We start from the raw sequence: 16,639 nt of genomic DNA, 5'->3' as shown, positions 1-16,639 counted from the left end.
GTCCACGAGGGACGGCCTGGTTGCAGGGCCTGTTTCAGCTCAAGCGCTTACCACTTGTAGGTGGCACTGGCGACGACGCTGCGCTGGTCGCCGTAGTAGCAGTAGAAGCTGTCGCAGGTGGAAATGTAGTCCTTGTTCAGCAGGTTGGTGGCGTTGAGTGCCAGCGACGCGCCTTTGAGGCTGTTGTCCAGGCGACCGAGGTCGTAATGCACGCTGGCATCGAACACGGTGTAGGCGTCAGCCTTGCCCAGCCAGGTGTTGGCCTTGTCGCCGTAGGTGTTGCCGGTGTAGCGCACACCGCCGCCGACGCCGAAGCCGTCGAGCACGCCGCTGTGCCAGGTGTAATCGGTCCACAGCGAGGCTTGCTGGTTCGGCATCAGTTGCAGGCGGTTGCCCTTGTCGGCGCCGTTCTGCACTTCGGACTTGGCCAGGGTGTAGGCGGCGATGACTTTCAGGTTGTCGGTGACATCGGAGGTGGCTTCCAGCTCCAGGCCTTTGACTTTCACTTCGCCGGTCTGGCTGGTGATCGATACGCCGTTGACGAAGGAGCTTACCGAGACGTTTTTCTGGGTCAGGTCATACACCGCGGCGGACAGCAGGGTCTTGCTGCCGGGCGGCTGGTACTTGATGCCCAGTTCCCACTGCTTGCCTTCGGTCGGTTTGAGCGATTCAGTGGAAGAGGCGTCGGCGCCACTGGTGGGCTGGAAGGATTCGGCGTAGGAAATGTACGGCACGAAGCCCGAGTCGAACACGTAGCTCAGTGCGGCGTTGCCGCTGAAGGCCTTGTCGCGATCGGTGTTGGTGGCGTCGGCCTTGTTGATGAACTTCGTACCGGTGTGCACCCAGTCTTCACGGCCACCGAGGGTCAGGCGCCATTGGTCGAGGGCCATCTGGTCCTGCACGTACAGACCGGTCTGGTAGGTCTTCTGGTCGTAGTCGTAGAAGGCGGTGGAGCGCGCCGGGCGTACGATCGGCTGACCGTAGATCGGGTTGAGCACGTTGGTGGTCAGACCGTCACCGAAGATCGAGGTGTAGTTGGTGTTGCTGCGCTGGTGATCCAGACCCAGCAGCAGCGTGTGGCGGATGTCGCCGGTGGCAAAGTCAGCCTGGAAGTTGTTGTCGACGGCGAACTGGCTGATGTCCTCTTCGACACTGGTGCTGGTGCGGCCGACGTTGCCAGCGTTGTCCACCTGGGTGTACGGATACGAACCCGGGGTCAGGCTCTGGAACGACAGATCCGACTTGGTGTAACGCAGGTTCTGCTTGAACTGCCACACATCGTTCAGGCGATGTTCGAAGGCATAACCGAGCGCGTAGTAGGTGCGGTCGTAGTATTCCCAGTCCGGATCGCCGAGGTTCTTGTGGTGGGAAACCTTGCCGAACGGCATGTCGATCTTGGTGCCCTGCACTGGCAGGAACTGGCTGGTGATGCCGGTATCGTCGCGGGTGAACTGGGTCAGCAGGGTGAACTTGGTGTCGTCGTCGATGTTCCAGGTCAGGCTCGGCGCGATGTTGTAGCGCTTGTTGTCGACGTGATCGACCTGCGTGCCGCTGTCACGTACCACGCCGCTGAGGCCGTAGAGGAACTGGCCGGCATCGTCGATTTTGCCGGTGCTGGCGAAGTTGATCTGACGGTGGTTGTCGCTGCCGTACTGCAACTGGATTTCGCTGCTCTGCACATCGCTTGGACGTCGGCTGACCATGTCCAGCAAGCCGCCCGGCGGGGTCTGGCCGTAAACCGACGAGGCCGGGCCGCGCAGCAGGGCGAGGCGGTCGAGGTTCCAGGTTTCCTGTTTCGGGTTGGCGTACACGCCTTTTGGCAGCGGCAGGCCATCGAGGAACTGGGTTGGTTCGAAGCCACGCACGCGCAGCCAGTCGGAGCGGGTGTCGCTGCCGTAGCTGCTGGCGGTGATGCCCGGCATGTAGCGCACGGCGTCATCGAGGCTGTGGACGCTGCGGTCGTCCATCTGCTGGCGGGTGGCGACGGAGATCGAACGCGGTGCTTCGACCAGCGCGGTGTCAGTCTTGGTGCCGGCGGCGGTGCGAGTGGCGGTGTAGCCTTCGACCGGGCCCCAGGCGCTTTCAGAGTTTTCCACACCGATTACCGAAGTTTCCGGCAGGGCCATCACGCCTTCCGGCACCGCGACCAGGGTGTACGTGCCGGTGCTGCTTTGTTCCAGTTGCAGGCCGGTGCCGCGCAGGGCGGCGCTCAGTGCGCCTGCCGCGTCATATTGGCCGTTGACTGGCGCCGACGTCTTGCCCGCCGCCAGCGACGGATTCAGCGACAGCGTGAGGCCGCCCTGGCTGGCGATCTGGTTCAGGGTGGTGGACAGCGGCGCGGCCGGCAGGTTGTAGGCGCGAACGCTCGACGCCTGTTCTGCGGCGATCAGTTGGCTGCTGGCCAGCGGGGTGCAGAGGGCAATGGCGACCGCCAGCAAACTGGGGCGCAACAAGGTGTCTAGCGAACGGGACATACGGCGGCTCCTGAATGGAAATATTTCTCAATTGCCTGTGTGCCGGACGAGAATCGAAAAGTGATAGGGCTGGATGAAAATAATTTCCATTAACGCGAAATGGACGGCGTTATGGCAGAGGATCAGGGCTTCGGATCAGCCTTGGCCACGGTGACCCACCACGGCGTGTGCTGCTCGATCTGCACCGGCAGGGTCGGGAGCAGGGCGCTCAACGCCTTGTCGGTATCGTGCAGCGGGAAGCTGCCGGTAATGCGCAGGTCGGCCACTTCCGGCGCTGTGCCCAGATGGCCACGACGATAGCGGCCGAGCTCGTGCACCAGGTCTTCCAGACGCGCGTTGTCCACCACCAGCATGCCGCGCGTCCAGGCATCGGCACCGGGGTTGAGCGCGACGACGGCGTCCAGGCCGTTGTCGCGGATCAGCACCTGCTGGCCTTCACGCAGGATCTGTTCCTGCGGATCGGATTGCGGGTGCGCCGCGACGGCCGACTGCAACACGCTCAGGCGCGTGCCCTGTTCTTCGCGTTTGACCAGAAACCGCGTACCCAGCGCGCGCATGCGACCCTCGCGGGTTTCGACGATGAACGGTCGTGCATCGCCATGTCCGGTCTCGATGAGGATTTCACCTTCCTGCAGCACAAGCAGCCGCTGCTGGTCATCGAACCGCACATCCATGGCGCTGTGGGTGTTGAGGTTGATCACGGTGCCGTCCGCCAGCCGTACGGTGCGTTGTTCACCGGTAGCGGTGCGCTGGTCGGCGAGCCAGTAATCCAGCGGCAGATAGTGTTCTGCGGCAAACAGCGACAGGCCGACCACCGCGACAACACTGGCCAGTCCGCTGCCAAGCTTGCGCACCCGGCGGCGGATGCCTTCGCGCGATTGCAGTAACGCGCTGCGGGCCGGGCCGTTGGCCACGCTGAAACGCTGGTCGAGCATGCCCAACTGACGCCAGGCACGGGCGTGTTCTTCGTTGGCGGCGTGCCATTTGGCGAATTCTTCGCGCTCCAGCGGGCTGCTGGAATCGAGGGTCAATTGCCAGGCAATCGCCGCGTCCAGCACATGGGCCGAGACCGGTTTGGAACTGGCCGGGTTCATGTCGGCTCACCGTACAGGGCGATGTAGCACTGGCGGATACCCTGGGCCAGGTACTGGCGCACGCGCGGCACCGACACGCCGAGTTTGTCGGCGATCTCGGCATGGGTCAGGCCGTCGAGACGGTTATAAAGGAATGCGGCGCGGGCCTTGGTCGACAATTGGCCGAGCAGACGATCGATAGCTTTGAGGTCTTCGAGGATCAGTTGTTGCTCTTCCACCGACGGCTGCTCGCCTTCGGGGATCAGCATCAGTTCGGCGAGATAGGCTTGTTCCAGGGCGGCGCGACGGAAGTAGTCGAACAGCAGACCCTTGGCGATGGCCACCAGAAAGGCCCGGGGTTCGCGGGGCGTCAGCAGTTCCTCGCGACCGAGCAGGCGGACGAAGGTGTCCTGGCTCAGGTCTTCGGCGCGTTGCGGGCAGGCCACGTTGCGGCGCAGCCAGCCCAGCAGCCAGCCGCGATGGTCGCGATACAACGCACCGACGAGCTCACTGTGAGGGCTTTGGGCTGACGACACGAAGGCACCGACTGGGAAATGTTAACTAACGAGAATTGTTCGCGATTGTGGCAGAGGTGGGAATGGTTAGCAATTGGCCACCGGTCGGGTTGTCGGGCGACAACCCGGGGCTCAGAACGAATGCGTCTGCTGGCGGCGCTTCCACTGACTCAGGCGTTGCTGCAAGTTCAAGGGGCTGTGAATCTGCTGCTGACGTGCCCGGCTGAACAGAATCAACGCCAGTTCAGCCGTGGCCAGTGCGTCGGCGCTGGCATGGTGGCGCTCGAACACTTCGAGCTTGAACCAGTCGATCCACTCGTCCAGCCCAGCCTCGCGGATATGCGCCTGGGGGCAAACCAGCGGTGCAATGTCGGCGACATCCAGAAACACTTGCTGCAACTTGTGGCCCAGGTGTTCTTTCACCGCCCGGCCCAGCATGTGCTGATCGAACGGCGCATGAAACGCCAGCACCGGACTGTCGCCAATAAACTCCAGAAGGTCGAGCAATGCCTCGGCCGGCTCGCTGCCGGCGGCAATCGCATTCGGCCCCAGTCCGTGGATCAACACGCTGGGGCTGAGTTTCAGTTCGCGACATTGCAGGGTGCGTTCGAACTGCTGGCTGAAGTCGATGGCGCCGTCCTCGATCACCACCGCGCCAATCGACAGTACCCGGTCCTTGTTAAGGTTGAGCCCGGTGGTTTCCAGATCCAGCACCACCCAGCGCTGTTCGCGCAGACTGCACTCGCTCAGTTCGCGGACCGCCGGCAGTTTCGCCAGACGTTGTTGTAGATCGTCCGGCAGAACCGGGCTGGCCGGACGCAGCCACGAGAACAGGCTCATAGCTGATACCGCAGGGTCAGGCTGCTTTGCAGGCGCTGGGCCTGGCGCAGGGATTCGCGCAGGATGCGCCGGTCCAGATGATTGAGGCTGTCGGGATCGACCCGGTTCGAATACGGCAGGTTTTCCCGGGTCTGGAGCTGATGCTGCTGCATGCGTGTCTGCTGGATAAAGTGATAAGCCTCCTCGTACGCGGCGCCATCCAGTCGGTCGATGACTTCTTTCTCCACCAACTGGCGGAAGCGTTCGAGGGTGTTGTTGGCGTCGATGCCATTGGCCAGAGCCAGCAGACGTGCACCGTCGACAAACGGCGTCAGGCCCTGGATCTTCAGGTCCAGCGTGGCTTTCTCGCCGTTCTTGCGGGTCAGCACGAATTCACGGAAACGCCCCACCGGCGGGCGGTTGCGCAAGGCGTTCTCGGCCATCATCCGCTGGAACAAACGATTGTCGCCGACCTGATCGAGAATCCCCCGACGCAATTGCTCGCAACCCTGTTCATCGCCCCAGACCACCCGCAGATCGAAATAGATGCTTGAGCCCAGCAGGTTCTCCGGCGTTGCCTCGCGAATGAACGCGGCAAAGCGTCGGGCCCATTCGGCGCGGGACAGGCACAGCTGCGGATTGCCGGCCATGACGTTGCCTTTGCACAGAGTGAAGCCGCACTGCGCCAGGCTGTTATTGATCTGCTGGGCGATGGGCAGCAACTTGCCGCGAATCTCCGCCGCATGGGCCGCATCCCGCGCATCGAACAGAATGCCGTTGTCCTGATCGGTGTGCAGGGTCTGTTCGCGCCGGCCTTCGCTGCCGAAGCACAGCCAACTGAACGGCACACCGGGGTCGCCTTTCTCCGCGAGGGTCAGCTCGATTACCCGGCACACGGTGTGATCGTTGAGCAGGGTGATGATGTGGGTGATCTGGGTCGACGATGCGCCGTGAGCCAGCATGCGCTCCACCAGTTGGCCGATCTCGCCACGCAGAGTCACCAGTTGTTCAATCCGCTGGGCGCTGCGGATGGTCCGTGCCAAGTGCACCAGATCGACCCGTTGCAGCGAGAACAGATCACGCTCGGAGACCACGCCGCACAGACGCTGATCCTTGACCAGGCAGACGTGGGCGATATGCCGCTCGGTCATGGCAATCGCCGCGTCGAAGGCGCTGTGATCCGGCGACAGATAGAACGGCGAGGGCGTCATGTGGCGTTCGATCGGTTCATCGAAGTCGCCAACGCCCGCAGCCACCACATGGCGCAGATCGCGCAGGGTGAAAATCCCCAGCGGCGCCTTGTGCTCATCCACCGCGACGATGCTGCCGACCTGTTGTTCGTGCATCAGCTTGACCGCTTCGCGCAGTGGAGTGGAAGGGCTGCACGTCACCGGATGGCGCATGGCCAATTCGCCCAGGCGGGTGTTCAGCGAATATTGGGTGCCGAGGGTTTCCACGGCTTTCTGCTGGACTTGCTGGTTGACCTGATCGAGCAGGCTGCTGACCCCGCGCAGGGCGAAGTCGCGGAAGGTGTTGGAGAGGGCGAACAGCTTGATGAACGCCAGTTTGTTCAGTTGCAGGCAGAAGGTGTCTTCGCCGGCCAGATGCTCGGTGCGGGTCGCCCGTTCGCCGAGCAGTGCGGCGAGGGGAAAACACTCGCCGGTGGTGATTTCAAACGTGGTTTCGGTGCCTCCCTTGGCCGTGTGCGGCCGCTCGCCGACCACCCGGCCCTGCTTGACGATGTAGAAGTGTTCGACCGGCCCGTCGGCGGGTTTGATGATGCTCTCGCCCTGACCGTAGAAGCGCAGTTGGCATTGCTCCACCAGATAGGCCAGGTGGGCGTGTTCCATCTGATTGAAAGGGGGGAAGCGCTGGAGGAATTGCAAAGTGCCCTGAATGTTCTGCAACACCGCGGTTTTCCCTGCCTGGGTGAAGGCGTCCGCTTTACTCATAACCATTACCGCAGTCTTTTTCGAATTGTTGTTATTGGATCGTTGCAGCCATGGTCGACCCCAGCGCGCGGGGTGCCCATTGGACGTAAGTCTAGGTTTGGCGTGCCGTTGGGTAGTTTTCGGATATGCCCTACACAAACAGTCGGAAATTCTCAGGTTAGCCCCTTGGAAAAAAATCCGACGAAGTGCACATTGAAGCTCTGCCCAGCGATGTCTGACCACTGTGCCAGGGGATCGATTTGAAAACGTAGAGAACGCCATGTCCGACCACGATATTTTGAGTGACGCCGAGCGGGAAGCGCTCAGCGCCGTCATGCTGGAACCCGACCTGCCGCCGCAGCGGGTACTGATCGTTGATGACGACAAGGACGCCCGCGAGTTGCTGTCGGAGATCCTGGCACTGGACGGCATTCGCTGCATGACGGCGGCCAGCGGCGAATCCGCGCTGAAGATGATCGAGGAAAAACCTTCCATCGGCCTGGTGATCACGGATCTGCGGATGGGTCATGTCGGCGGTCTCGAGCTGGTCCGTCAGGTGCGCGAGTCGGTACGGGCGGCGATGCCGATCATCATTGTCTCGGGTGATGCGGACGTGAAGGACGCCATCGCGGCGATGCATTTGAGCGTGGTGGACTTTCTGCTCAAGCCGATCGATACCGCCAAACTGCTTGGGCTGGTCAAGCATGAGTTGGGGATCGAGCCCTAGCTAATCCGACGCAAACAAAAAAGCCCTGATCGAAAGATCAGGGCTTTTTCATGTCCGGCATCAGCGCGGGTTACAGGCCATTGGCAGCCTTGAACTCGCGACGGCGACGGTGCAGGACCGGCTCGGTGTAACCGTTCGGCTGTTTGGTGCCCTCGATCACCAGTTCCACCGCCGCCTGGAAGGCGATGTTGCTGTCGAAGTTAGGTGCCAGCGGACGGTACAGCGGGTCGTTGGCGTTCTGACGGTCCACCACCGGCGCCATGCGCTTGAGGCTTTCCAACACTTGCGCTTCGGTGACGACACCGTGGCGCAGCCAGTTGGCGATGTGCTGGCTGGAAATACGCAGCGTCGCACGGTCTTCCATCAGGCCGACGTCGTTGATGTCCGGCACCTTCGAGCAACCCACGCCCTGGTCGATCCAGCGCACCACGTAACCGAGAATGCCCTGGGCGTTGTTGTCCAGTTCGTTCTTGATCTGCTCCGGCGTCCAGTTCGGGTTGACCGCCAGCGGGATGGTCAGGATGTCATCGACCGAAGCGCGAGCACGTTTGGCCAGCTCGGCCTGACGGGCGAACACGTCGACCTTGTGGTAGTGCAGCGCGTGCAGCGCGGCAGCCGTCGGCGATGGAACCCAGGCGGTATTGGCACCGGCCATCGGGTGAGCGATTTTCTGTTCGAGCATCGCCGCCATCAGGTCGGGCATTGCCCACATGCCTTTACCGATTTGCGCACGACCTTGCAGGCCGGTGCTCAGACCGATATCGACGTTCCAGTTTTCGTAGGCGCCGATCCACTTTTCAGCCTTCATGTCAGCCTTGCGCACCATCGGGCCGGCTTCCATGGAGGTGTGGATTTCGTCGCCGGTGCGGTCGAGGAAACCGGTGTTGATGAACACCACGCGCTCGCTGGCCGCCTGGATACAGGCCTTGAGGTTGACCGTGGTACGGCGTTCCTCGTCCATGATCCCGACTTTCAGGGTGTTGCGCTTGAGGCCCAGCACGTCTTCGATGCGACCGAACAGCTCGTTGGTGAACGCCGCTTCTTCCGGGCCGTGCATCTTCGGTTTAACGATGTAGACAGAACCGGTGCGGGTGTTCTTGCGCGAGGTGTTGCCGCTCAGGTTGTGCATCGCCGCGAGGCAAGTCACCAGGCCGTCGAGGATGCCTTCCGGCACTTCATTGCCGTGCTTGTCGAGGATCGCGTCGATGGTCATCAGGTGACCGACGTTACGCACGAACAACAGCGAGCGGCCGTGCAGGGTCAGTTCGCTGCCGTCGACCTTGGTGTAGGTGCGATCCGGGTTCATGGTGCGGGTGAAAGTCTGGCCGCCCTTGGAAACGGATTCCGCGAGGTCGCCCTTCATCAGGCCCAGCCAGTTGCGGTAGATCACTACCTTGTCGTCGGCATCGACGGCAGCCACGGAGTCTTCGCAGTCCATGATGGTGGTCAGTGCCGCTTCCATCAGGATGTCTTTGACTCCGGCGGGGTCGGTCTGGCCGACCGGGGTGCTGGCATCGATCTGGATTTCGAAATGCAGGCCGTTGTTCTTCAGCAGGATCGCGATCGGAGCCGACGCATCGCCCTGGAAGCCGATCAGCTGTGCATCGTTGCGCAGGCCGCTGTTGCTGCCGCCCTTGAGGGTGACGACCAGTTTGCCATCAGCAATCTTGTAGCCGGTGGAGTCGACGTGGGAGCCGGCCGCCAGTGGCGCTGCTTCGTCGAGGAATGCGCGGGCGAAGGCGATGACTTTGTCGCCACGCACCTTGTTGTAGCCTTTGCCTTTTTCCGCGCCGCCGGCTTCGCTGATGGCGTCGGTGCCATACAGGGCGTCGTATAGCGAACCCCAGCGGGCGTTCGAGGCGTTGAGGGCGAAGCGGGCGTTCATCACCGGGACCACGAGTTGCGGGCCGGCGGTACGGGCGATTTCGTCATCGACGTTTTGCGTCGTTGCCTGGAAATCAGCCGCTTCTGGCAGCAGATAACCGATCTCTTGCAGGAAGGCTTTGTAGGCCACGGCGTCGTGTGGTTGACCGGCACGGCTCTGGTGCCAGCCGTCGATACGGGCCTGGAAGTCATCGCGTTTGGCGAGTAGGGCTTTGTTCTTCGGCGCCAGGTCGTGAATGACCTTGTCGGCGCCTTCCCAGAATTTTTCGGCGGTGAGGCCGGTACCGGGAATGGCTTCGTTGTTCACGAAGTCGAACAGGACTTTGGCGACCTGCAGGCCACCGACTTGAACGTGTTCAGTCATTGCTTGCCTCACTCTGCTCAGCTATTTCGCTTTTCAGCTCTTCAATTTAACAATGAAGCCTCTGGCCATTTAAACCACAAACCCCTCGACCAGTACATGCCATCGCTGGCGGCTGGGCTGGGACCAATCAACGGCTTGGGGCCTTGCTGACGGGGCTTTCAGGGTTGCGAACGTGCCTTGGGCAGACATCGATCCAACGTTATGTAGTGCGCGCTGCGGCATACTACATGATGCATTGCGGTTGTGAAAATCAGACTAATTACGTCGTTCTGCGACCCCATGACGCATTGCGGTCACGGCGCGGAACGGGATGTTCTCAAAAAACCAATGGATTGTTCCAGTTAAATATAAAAAGTTGTACACGATTTGTGATTTCGAGCGTCTGAGGCGTCTGTCGAACGCTTGCCTATACTTGTTTTTCTATAACAAAAGTCATGACAAGAGGGCTGCGCCATGGATCACCTCGTACTCACCGTCTTCGCACCGGACAAGCCCGGGCAGGTCGAGCGCATCGCCCAATGCATCGCCGAACACGGCGGCAACTGGCTGGAAAGCCGCATGTCGCGAATGGCCGGGCAGTTTGCCGGGATTCTGCGGGTCGGCGTGCCGGCGGAGGCTTACGACGAATTAGTCGATGCCCTACAAGCTTTGTCGGCTCAGGGGATTCGCGTGCTGGTGGCCGAAAGCGGGATTGAACAGGCGTGCACCTGGAAACCGATCGCCATGGAACTGGTGGGCAATGATCGTCCGGGCATCGTGCGCGACATCACCCGGCTGCTGAGCGAGCAGGGCGTGAACCTCGAACGGCTGGTGACCGAAGTGCGTCCGGCGCCGATGAGCAGCGAGCCGCTGTTCCACGCCGAGGCGATTCTGGCGGTGCCACTGACTCTGTCGCTGGATGTGCTGCAATCTCGCCTGGAAACCCTGGCCGATGACTTGATGGTGGAATTGGTGCTGCGCACCGACCTGTGAAGACGGATCGGGTTATCCAGTTTAAACGTGCACCTGCCTGTGGATAACCTGTAGAGACCGACCGCCAGGCCACGTCCGCCGTGGCTTGGCGAAGATTGATCAAAAAACCGCCAGCATTCAGTGACTTGCGCACAAACGGCGGGGATCACGCTGTGGATAACCTTGGGAAGGAACGATACAGGCCACGAGATCCGTGGCCTGTGGAGGTTTGTGCGTTTTTTGATCAGCTGCGACGGCGCAGGCTCATCCACGCATCGACGCTGTATACCGCCAGACCGGCCCAGATAAACATGAAGGCAATCAGCGTACTCGACGACAAGTGCTCACCGAACAGCAGCACTGCCTGCAACAGCACCAGCGTCGGTGCCAGGTATTGCAGGAAGCCGATGGTGGTGTAGGGCAAATGCCGTGTGGCTGCGTTGAAACACACTAACGGCACCAGCGTCACCGGGCCGGCTGCCACCAGCCACCAGGCTTCGGAGGTGGTCCAGAACGCAGCTTGTGCACTGGTGGCGGTCGGATTGAACAGCAACCATGCAACGGCGATCGGCACCAGCATCCAGGTTTCCACCACCAGCCCCGGCAGTGCCTTGACCGGCGCCTGCTTGCGGATCAGCCCGTAGAAACCGAAGGTCAGTGCCAACACCAACGACACCCACGGCAGACTGCCGACCTGCCATACCTGTTGCGCCACGCCGACCGCCGCCAGACCAACCGCCAGCCACTGCATGCGCCGCAGGCGTTCGCCGAGGATCAGCATGCCCAGCAGCACATTCACCAGTGGGTTGATGTAGTAACCCAGACTCGCTTCCAGCATCCGGCCGTTGTTCACCGACCAGACGTAGGTCAGCCAGTTGGCCGCGATCAGGGTGCCGCTGAGCGCGAGAATCGCCAGGCGTTTCGGGTTGTCGCGCAGTTCCTGCCACCAGCCCGGATGTTTCCAGACCATCAGCAACAGCGCGCCGAACAGCGCCGACCACAACACCCGGTGGATGATGATCTCCACCGCCGGCACTTCGGCGATGGCTTTGAAGTAGAGCGGGAACAGTCCCCAGATGATGTAGGCACTCAGGCCCAGAATGTACCCGCGACGCGGGTTGGCGGCTTGCATGCAGAATCCTTGCTTAGGCAGCTAACAAAGCAGCGATTGTACGGGCAGTTGTATAGACGTGTCGTGTCAGAAAAGCTTCAACGGCTCTTCATTCAATGCCGCCAGTTGTTCACGCAACGCCAGCACCTGATCGCCCCAATACCGCTCCGTGCCGAACCACGGAAAACTGTGAGGAAACGCCGGATCGTCCCAGCGTCGGGCCAGCCAGGCGCTGTAGTGCATCAGGCGCAGGGCGCGCAGCGGTTCGATCAGCGCCAGTTCGCGCGGGTCGAAATCGTGGAATTCGTTGTAGCCGTCCATCAATTCCGACAGCTGTCCGAGGCATTCCTGACGATCGCCCGCGAGCATCATCCAGATGTCCTGCACGGCCGGGCCCATGCGGCAGTCGTCGAGGTCGACGATGTGGAACATCTCGTCGCGGCACATCATGTTGCCGGGGTGGCAATCACCGTGCATGCGGATGTTCTGATGCGGCGTGGCGGCGTAGGCGTCTTCCACGCGCTTGAGCAGGTCGCGGGCGACGGACTCGTAGGCCGGTAACAGGCTTTTGGGGATGAAGTTGCCTTCCAGCAACGTGTTCAGCGAGGCATGGCCAAAGTTCTGCACGGCCAGCGCTTCGCGATGCTCGAACGGACGCGTTGCGCCGACTGCATGAATGCGCCCCAGCAACTGACCGAGGCGATACAACTGGTCGAGGTTGCCCGGCTCCGGCGCCCGGCCACCGCGACGGGGAAACAGGGTGAAACGGAAACCGGCGTGTTCGTGCAGGGTCTGGCCATTGTGGATAAGTGGCGCCACCACCGGGATCTCGACGTCGGCCAGTTCGAAGGTGAACTGGTGTTCTTCGAGAATGGCTTCGTTGGTCCAGCGTTGCGGGCGATAGAACTTGGCGATCAGTGGTTCGGAGTCTTCGATGCCGACCTGATAGACGCGGTTCTCGTAACTGTTGAGCGCCAGAATGCGCGCGTCGCTCAGAAAGCCGATGCTTTCGACGGCATCGAGCACGAGGTCTGGGGTGAGGGTTTCAAACGGGTGGGCCATGCTGACTCCTGCGCGCGGCAGGCTGCCGCGTCCGGCCCAGCATGGTAGCGCAGACAAGCTGTCTTGAGGGGGATCGTTCCCGCGCAGAACGCGGGAACGATCTGACCGCTGCCGTATCAGGCGCCGACGATCCCGCCATCCTCACGGGTAATCGCCATCACCGAAGAGCGCGGCTTGCCGTTCGGCAAATGCTCGGGGAAGGTCGAGCCGCCGTTCTCGCCTGGATGCTGGATCCCGACAAACAGGGTTTTCTGATCTGGCGAGAAACTGATCCCGGTGACTTCGCAACCGATCGGCCCGACCATGAACCGGCGAATCTCTCCCGTCTTGGGATCGGCGCAGAGCATCTGGTTGTTGCCCATCCCGGCAAAGTCCCCGGCGTTGCTCGAATCACCGTCGGTGAGAATCCACAGTCGGCCGGCCTTGTCGAAACCCAGGCCGTCCGGGCTGTTGAACATGTTCTGCGGGGTGATGTTCGACGAACCGCCCTTCGGCGTACCGGCATGCACGCCCGGGTTGCCGGCCACCACGAACAGATCCCAGGCGAAGGTCTTGGAACCGTGATCGTCGCGGTCGGTGCGCCAGCGCAGGATCTGCCCGTAGACGTTCTTCTCGCGCGGGTTCGGGCCGCCCACCGGTTGCCCGTCTTCGCCGCGTTTGGCGTTGTTGGTCAGGGTGCAATAGACCTGGCCGTCTTTCGGGCTGACCACGATCCATTCCGGGCGGTCCATGCGCGTGGCGCCGACGACGCTGGCCGCCAGACGCGCGTGAATCAGCACTTCGGCCTGATCGGCAAAACCGCTGCTGGCGTCGATGCCGTTCTTGCCGTGGGTCAGTTCGATCCACTGGCCCTGGCCTTTCGGGTGGTCGGGGTTGCCGTCGCCCGCGTCGAATTTCGCCACGTACAGGGTGCCGTGATCGAGGATGTCGCGGTTGGCTTTCGCGTTGCGGTGGTTGATGCGGTCGCGGCTGATGAACTTGTAGATGAACTCGCCGCGTTCGTCGTCGCCCATGTACACCACGGCGCGACCGTCGTCGGTCTCGGCCAGGGCCGCGTTTTCATGTTTGAAGCGACCGAGTGCGGTGCGTTTGACCGGGGTCGATTGCGGGTCGAACGGGTCGATTTCCACCACCCAGCCGTGACGGTTGAGCTCGTTCGGGTTCTTCGCCATGTCGAAGCGTGGATCGAACGGATGCCAGTTGATCTCGCGGCTGGCGACCGACACGCCGTAGCGTTTCTGCGCCGGGTCGAACTGTTGCTGGGCGTTGCTGCTGCCGAAGCAGTCGGTGAAGTTCTCTTCACAGGTCAGGTAAGTGCCCCACGGGGTCTTGCCGTTGGCGCAGTTCTGGAAGGTGCCGAGGACTTTCTTGCCGTGCTTGTCGGCGCTGGTCTTCATCAACTCATGACCGGCAGCCGGGCCGCTGATGCGCAGCGGCGAGTTGCCGTGGATGCGACGGTTGTAGCGCGAGCCCTGAACGAACTGCCATTGGCCGTTCTTGCGCGCCACTTCGATCACCGACACGCCTTCGCAGGCCAGCGCCTTGCGCACGTTTTCCGCCGACTGCGGCTGGCCGCCATGGGGGTAGAGGTAGCGGTAGTTGGTGTATTCGTTGTTGATCGCCATCAGGGCGCGATTTTTGTCGTCCGGGAAGGCGAACAGGCTCATGCCGTCGTTGTTGTCGCCGAACTGCACTTCCTGTGCAGCTGCGGTGCCATTACCGCTCGGGTCGAAGGCCGGGCCGTTCTTGTGCAGGGGCTGACCCCAGCTGATCAGCACCGACGACTTGTAGCCCTTGGGCAGGCTGATGACGTCGGTGGTGGCGGCCGGAATGCTGTCGAAGCCGAGCAGGCGGCTGTTGCCGGCGCTGACACCGGTGGCCAGCGCGCTGCGGCTCAACAGGCTGCCGCCGAGGAACATCGCCGCGCCGCACAGTGCGCCGGCGCCGATGAAACCGCGACGGCTCATGCCGACCATTTTTTCCAGGTCAGTGGATTGGTTTTCTTCTAATAGGCTCACATCAGGCTCCCTGCTTGGTTTTGGCAGCCACCTTAATGAGAGGCGATGACGCTTTTGTTGCAGGAGCCGGCGCTAAAGCGGTGTGCCGATCAGCACATTGGACGGCGAGAACTGCACCTGCACCGGTTGTTCGACGGTCAGTCCGTGGGTGCGCAGGTGCAGCGGCTCAGCCAGGGCGCAGAGTGTCTGGCCATTGGGCAGGGCGACGCGTACTTCGCTGGGGCCGTCTTCGGCATCGAGAATGGCTTCGAGGGTACCGCTCAGAAGATTGTGACCAGATGTTGCAGCCTGTTCTCGCCCCAGCAACTCCAGCCAGCCGGCCTTGATCAGTGCCACCACTTCGGTGCCCGGTTGCAGCTCCAGATGCACGGTGCTGTCGTGGGTGATCTGCGCATCGATGCACAGGCCTTCGGCCAGTTCGAGACGGATCAGATCATTGCGGCCCTGGTGTTCGATGCTGACGACTTTGCCATGCAATTGATTGCGGGCGCTGGTCCGGAGCATCAAACGCCCCAGTAGATCCAGATCGCTGGCGTCTTCGGCAGCTTCCAGTACCTGAGCCTGCAAGGCTTGCAGCTTCTGATAAAGACGCAGCACCCGTTCGCCTTCGCTGGACAGTCTGGCGCCACCGCCGCCCTTGCCGCCGACAGCCCGCTCGACCAGCGGCTTTTGCGCGAGATTGTTCAACTCATCGATGGCGTCCCACGCCGCCTTGTAACTCAGGCCCGCGCTTTTGGCGGCGCGGGTGATCGAGCCCTGTTCGGCAATGTGTTGCAGCAGGGCGATGCGCTGCGGGCGGCGGACAATGTGCTGGGACAACAGGGAAGGCAAGGACATGTCGGGTGCTTTGTGCTGGGTTGATGGTGGAGGAAGTTGGCCGCTTGGCGCGTGTGAGTCAAGCCGCGTCGCCAGGTTTCGGTGTTCGGGCCAGGCAGTAGACGTCGACCCGCGTGGCACCTGCGTCCACCAGCAGCCGGGCCAATGCCTGGGCGGTGGCGCCGGTGGTCAGCACATCATCCACCAAGGCCAGATGCCGACCTTGTACGTGGGCGTCTGGCAAAAGTTCGAAGGCATTGCGCAGATTGCGTTTGCGCGCCTTGGCATCGAGTGCCTGCTGGGCGCTGGTGTCCTGAATTCGGCGCAGGATATTTTCTTCACAGGGCAGGTCCAGTTGCTTGCCGAGCCACCGTGCCAGCATTGCCGCCTGATTGAATCCACGTTGGCGCAGACGCTTGTTCGCCAACGGTATCGGTAACAAGGCATCGGGGCGCGGCAGGCCTTCGTCGAAGCGATGTTGCAGGTATTGTCCGAGAACATCGCCGAGCAGGCGACCAAACGGCCATTTCGCATTGTGCTTGAAGCGGGTGATCAGGCTGTCCACCGGGAAGCCGTAGGACCAGGGCACCGCCACGTGTTCGAAGGCGGGCGGATCCTTCAGGCAGCCGCCGCACGTCAGGCCCGCAGCGGGCAGCGGCAAGGCACATGTCACGCATTGATCACCCAGCCAGGGCAGTTCGGTTTCGCAGGCCACGCAGAGAGGTGTTTCGGTTTCCGCCGGCTCATCGCACAATAAACAGTGCTGGTTGTTATTTAACCAGATGTAAACCGGTCTATCTTGATGTGGTTGACAGTGCATGGCTCTTCCTTAAATATGCCGAACATCCGTGTCGTGCCTGTGGGTATTCCGTTTCCCCAGGCGCAAGCCAAGCA

Annotated in this window: 13 protein-coding genes; 2 read left to right on the top strand and 11 right to left on the bottom strand. The window is 61.9% G+C overall.

All coding sequences use genetic code 11. From position 1 onward, the window contains the following. Positions 1-47: 47 nt before the first annotated feature. From AC3WRD_RS02985 to AC3WRD_RS02965, 5 genes are all read right to left on the bottom strand, one after another. Positions 48-2,474 carry a TonB-dependent siderophore receptor gene (locus tag AC3WRD_RS02985; protein WP_102619761.1) on the bottom strand — a complete coding sequence of 809 codons (2,427 nt, stop codon included), beginning with the start codon at positions 2,472-2,474 and terminating at the stop codon, positions 48-50. 122 nt (positions 2,475-2,596) lie between these two features. Next, positions 2,597-3,568 (bottom strand): FecR domain-containing protein, encoded by a 972-nt coding sequence (locus AC3WRD_RS02980; RefSeq protein ID WP_102619762.1) that lies wholly within the window; start codon positions 3,566-3,568, stop codon positions 2,597-2,599. Continuing rightward, positions 3,565-4,083, bottom strand: a complete 519-nt coding sequence (locus tag AC3WRD_RS02975) for an RNA polymerase sigma factor (RefSeq protein WP_096817822.1) — start codon at positions 4,081-4,083, stop codon at positions 3,565-3,567. Before AC3WRD_RS02975 ends, AC3WRD_RS02980 begins: the two co-directional genes overlap by 4 nt. A 111-nt stretch (positions 4,084-4,194) precedes the next feature. Beyond that, positions 4,195-4,902 carry a 3'-5' exonuclease gene (locus AC3WRD_RS02970; protein ID WP_102619763.1) on the bottom strand — a complete coding sequence of 236 codons (708 nt, stop codon included), beginning with the start codon at positions 4,900-4,902 and terminating at the stop codon, positions 4,195-4,197. Then, the gene (locus AC3WRD_RS02965) at positions 4,899-6,839 is read right to left on the bottom strand and encodes a putative nucleotidyltransferase substrate binding domain-containing protein (RefSeq protein WP_102619764.1); all 1,941 of its coding nucleotides are present in this window, start codon (positions 6,837-6,839) and stop codon (positions 4,899-4,901) included. The genes AC3WRD_RS02970 and AC3WRD_RS02965 overlap by 4 nt, the downstream gene beginning before the upstream one ends. Positions 6,840-7,092: 253 nt before the next feature. On the opposite strand from AC3WRD_RS02965, the gene AC3WRD_RS02960 reads away from it, so the two are divergent. After that, positions 7,093-7,539, top strand: coding sequence for a response regulator (locus AC3WRD_RS02960; RefSeq protein WP_096817828.1), 447 nt, complete (start codon positions 7,093-7,095; stop codon positions 7,537-7,539). A gap of 70 nt (positions 7,540-7,609) precedes the next feature. Here AC3WRD_RS02960 and AC3WRD_RS02955 read toward each other — a convergent pair whose 3' ends face one another. Then, positions 7,610-9,787: a malate synthase G gene (locus AC3WRD_RS02955; RefSeq protein WP_102619765.1), complete on the bottom strand. Its 2,178-nt coding sequence runs from the start codon at positions 9,785-9,787 to the stop codon at positions 7,610-7,612. Between the two features lie 453 nt (positions 9,788-10,240). On the opposite strand from AC3WRD_RS02955, the gene AC3WRD_RS02950 reads away from it, so the two are divergent. Then, entirely contained in the window at positions 10,241-10,759 is a 519-nt protein-coding gene (locus tag AC3WRD_RS02950; protein ID WP_011336250.1) for a glycine cleavage system transcriptional repressor, read from the top strand. 223 nt (positions 10,760-10,982) lie between these two features. Here AC3WRD_RS02950 and rarD read toward each other — a convergent pair whose 3' ends face one another. The 5 genes from rarD to AC3WRD_RS02925 form a co-directional block, all read right to left on the bottom strand. Further along, a complete protein-coding gene (gene rarD / locus AC3WRD_RS02945; protein ID WP_102619766.1) occupies positions 10,983-11,870 on the bottom strand; it encodes an EamA family transporter RarD in 888 nt (295 codons plus the stop codon). Positions 11,871-11,936: 66 nt separating this feature from the next. Further along, a complete protein-coding gene (locus AC3WRD_RS02940) occupies positions 11,937-12,911 on the bottom strand; it encodes a serine/threonine protein kinase (protein ID WP_096817835.1) in 975 nt (324 codons plus the stop codon). 116 nt (positions 12,912-13,027) lie between these two features. After that, on the bottom strand, positions 13,028-14,929 hold the full coding sequence (locus AC3WRD_RS02935; protein ID WP_102619767.1) for a PhoX family protein: 1,902 nt from the start codon (positions 14,927-14,929) through the stop codon (positions 13,028-13,030). Between the two features lie 72 nt (positions 14,930-15,001). Further along, positions 15,002-15,766 (bottom strand): TOBE domain-containing protein, encoded by a 765-nt coding sequence (locus AC3WRD_RS02930; RefSeq protein WP_102619768.1) that lies wholly within the window; start codon positions 15,764-15,766, stop codon positions 15,002-15,004. Positions 15,767-15,824: 58 nt separating this feature from the next. Continuing rightward, entirely contained in the window at positions 15,825-16,565 is a 741-nt protein-coding gene (locus tag AC3WRD_RS02925) for a ComFC family protein (protein WP_102619769.1), read from the bottom strand. Positions 16,566-16,639 lie beyond the last annotated feature (74 nt).

It is taken from the genome of Pseudomonas sp. FW215-R2, from assembly GCF_058789255.1.
This window is presented reverse-complemented; position numbering and strand designations above follow the sequence as displayed.

Excerpts from the sequence above, each read along its gene's own strand:
- AC3WRD_RS02985 (WP_102619761.1), bottom strand. The coding sequence starts at position 2,474 with ATGTCCCGTTCGCTAGACACCTTGTTGCGCCCCAGTTTGCTGGCGGTC.
- AC3WRD_RS02980 (WP_102619762.1), bottom strand. The coding sequence starts at position 3,568 with ATGAACCCGGCCAGTTCCAAACCGGTCTCGGCCCATGTGCTGGACGCG.
- AC3WRD_RS02970 (WP_102619763.1), bottom strand. The coding sequence starts at position 4,902 with ATGAGCCTGTTCTCGTGGCTGCGTCCGGCCAGCCCGGTTCTGCCGGAC.
- AC3WRD_RS02965 (WP_102619764.1), bottom strand. The coding sequence starts at position 6,839 with ATGGTTATGAGTAAAGCGGACGCCTTCACCCAGGCAGGGAAAACCGCG.
- AC3WRD_RS02960 (WP_096817828.1), top strand. The coding sequence starts at position 7,093 with ATGTCCGACCACGATATTTTGAGTGACGCCGAGCGGGAAGCGCTCAGC.
- AC3WRD_RS02955 (WP_102619765.1), bottom strand. The coding sequence starts at position 9,787 with ATGACTGAACACGTTCAAGTCGGTGGCCTGCAGGTCGCCAAAGTCCTG.
- AC3WRD_RS02950 (WP_011336250.1), top strand. The coding sequence starts at position 10,241 with ATGGATCACCTCGTACTCACCGTCTTCGCACCGGACAAGCCCGGGCAG.
- rarD (WP_102619766.1), bottom strand. The coding sequence starts at position 11,870 with ATGCAAGCCGCCAACCCGCGTCGCGGGTACATTCTGGGCCTGAGTGCC.
- AC3WRD_RS02940 (WP_096817835.1), bottom strand. The coding sequence starts at position 12,911 with ATGGCCCACCCGTTTGAAACCCTCACCCCAGACCTCGTGCTCGATGCC.
- AC3WRD_RS02930 (WP_102619768.1), bottom strand. The coding sequence starts at position 15,766 with ATGTCCTTGCCTTCCCTGTTGTCCCAGCACATTGTCCGCCGCCCGCAG.
- AC3WRD_RS02925 (WP_102619769.1), bottom strand. The coding sequence starts at position 16,565 with ATGCACTGTCAACCACATCAAGATAGACCGGTTTACATCTGGTTAAAT.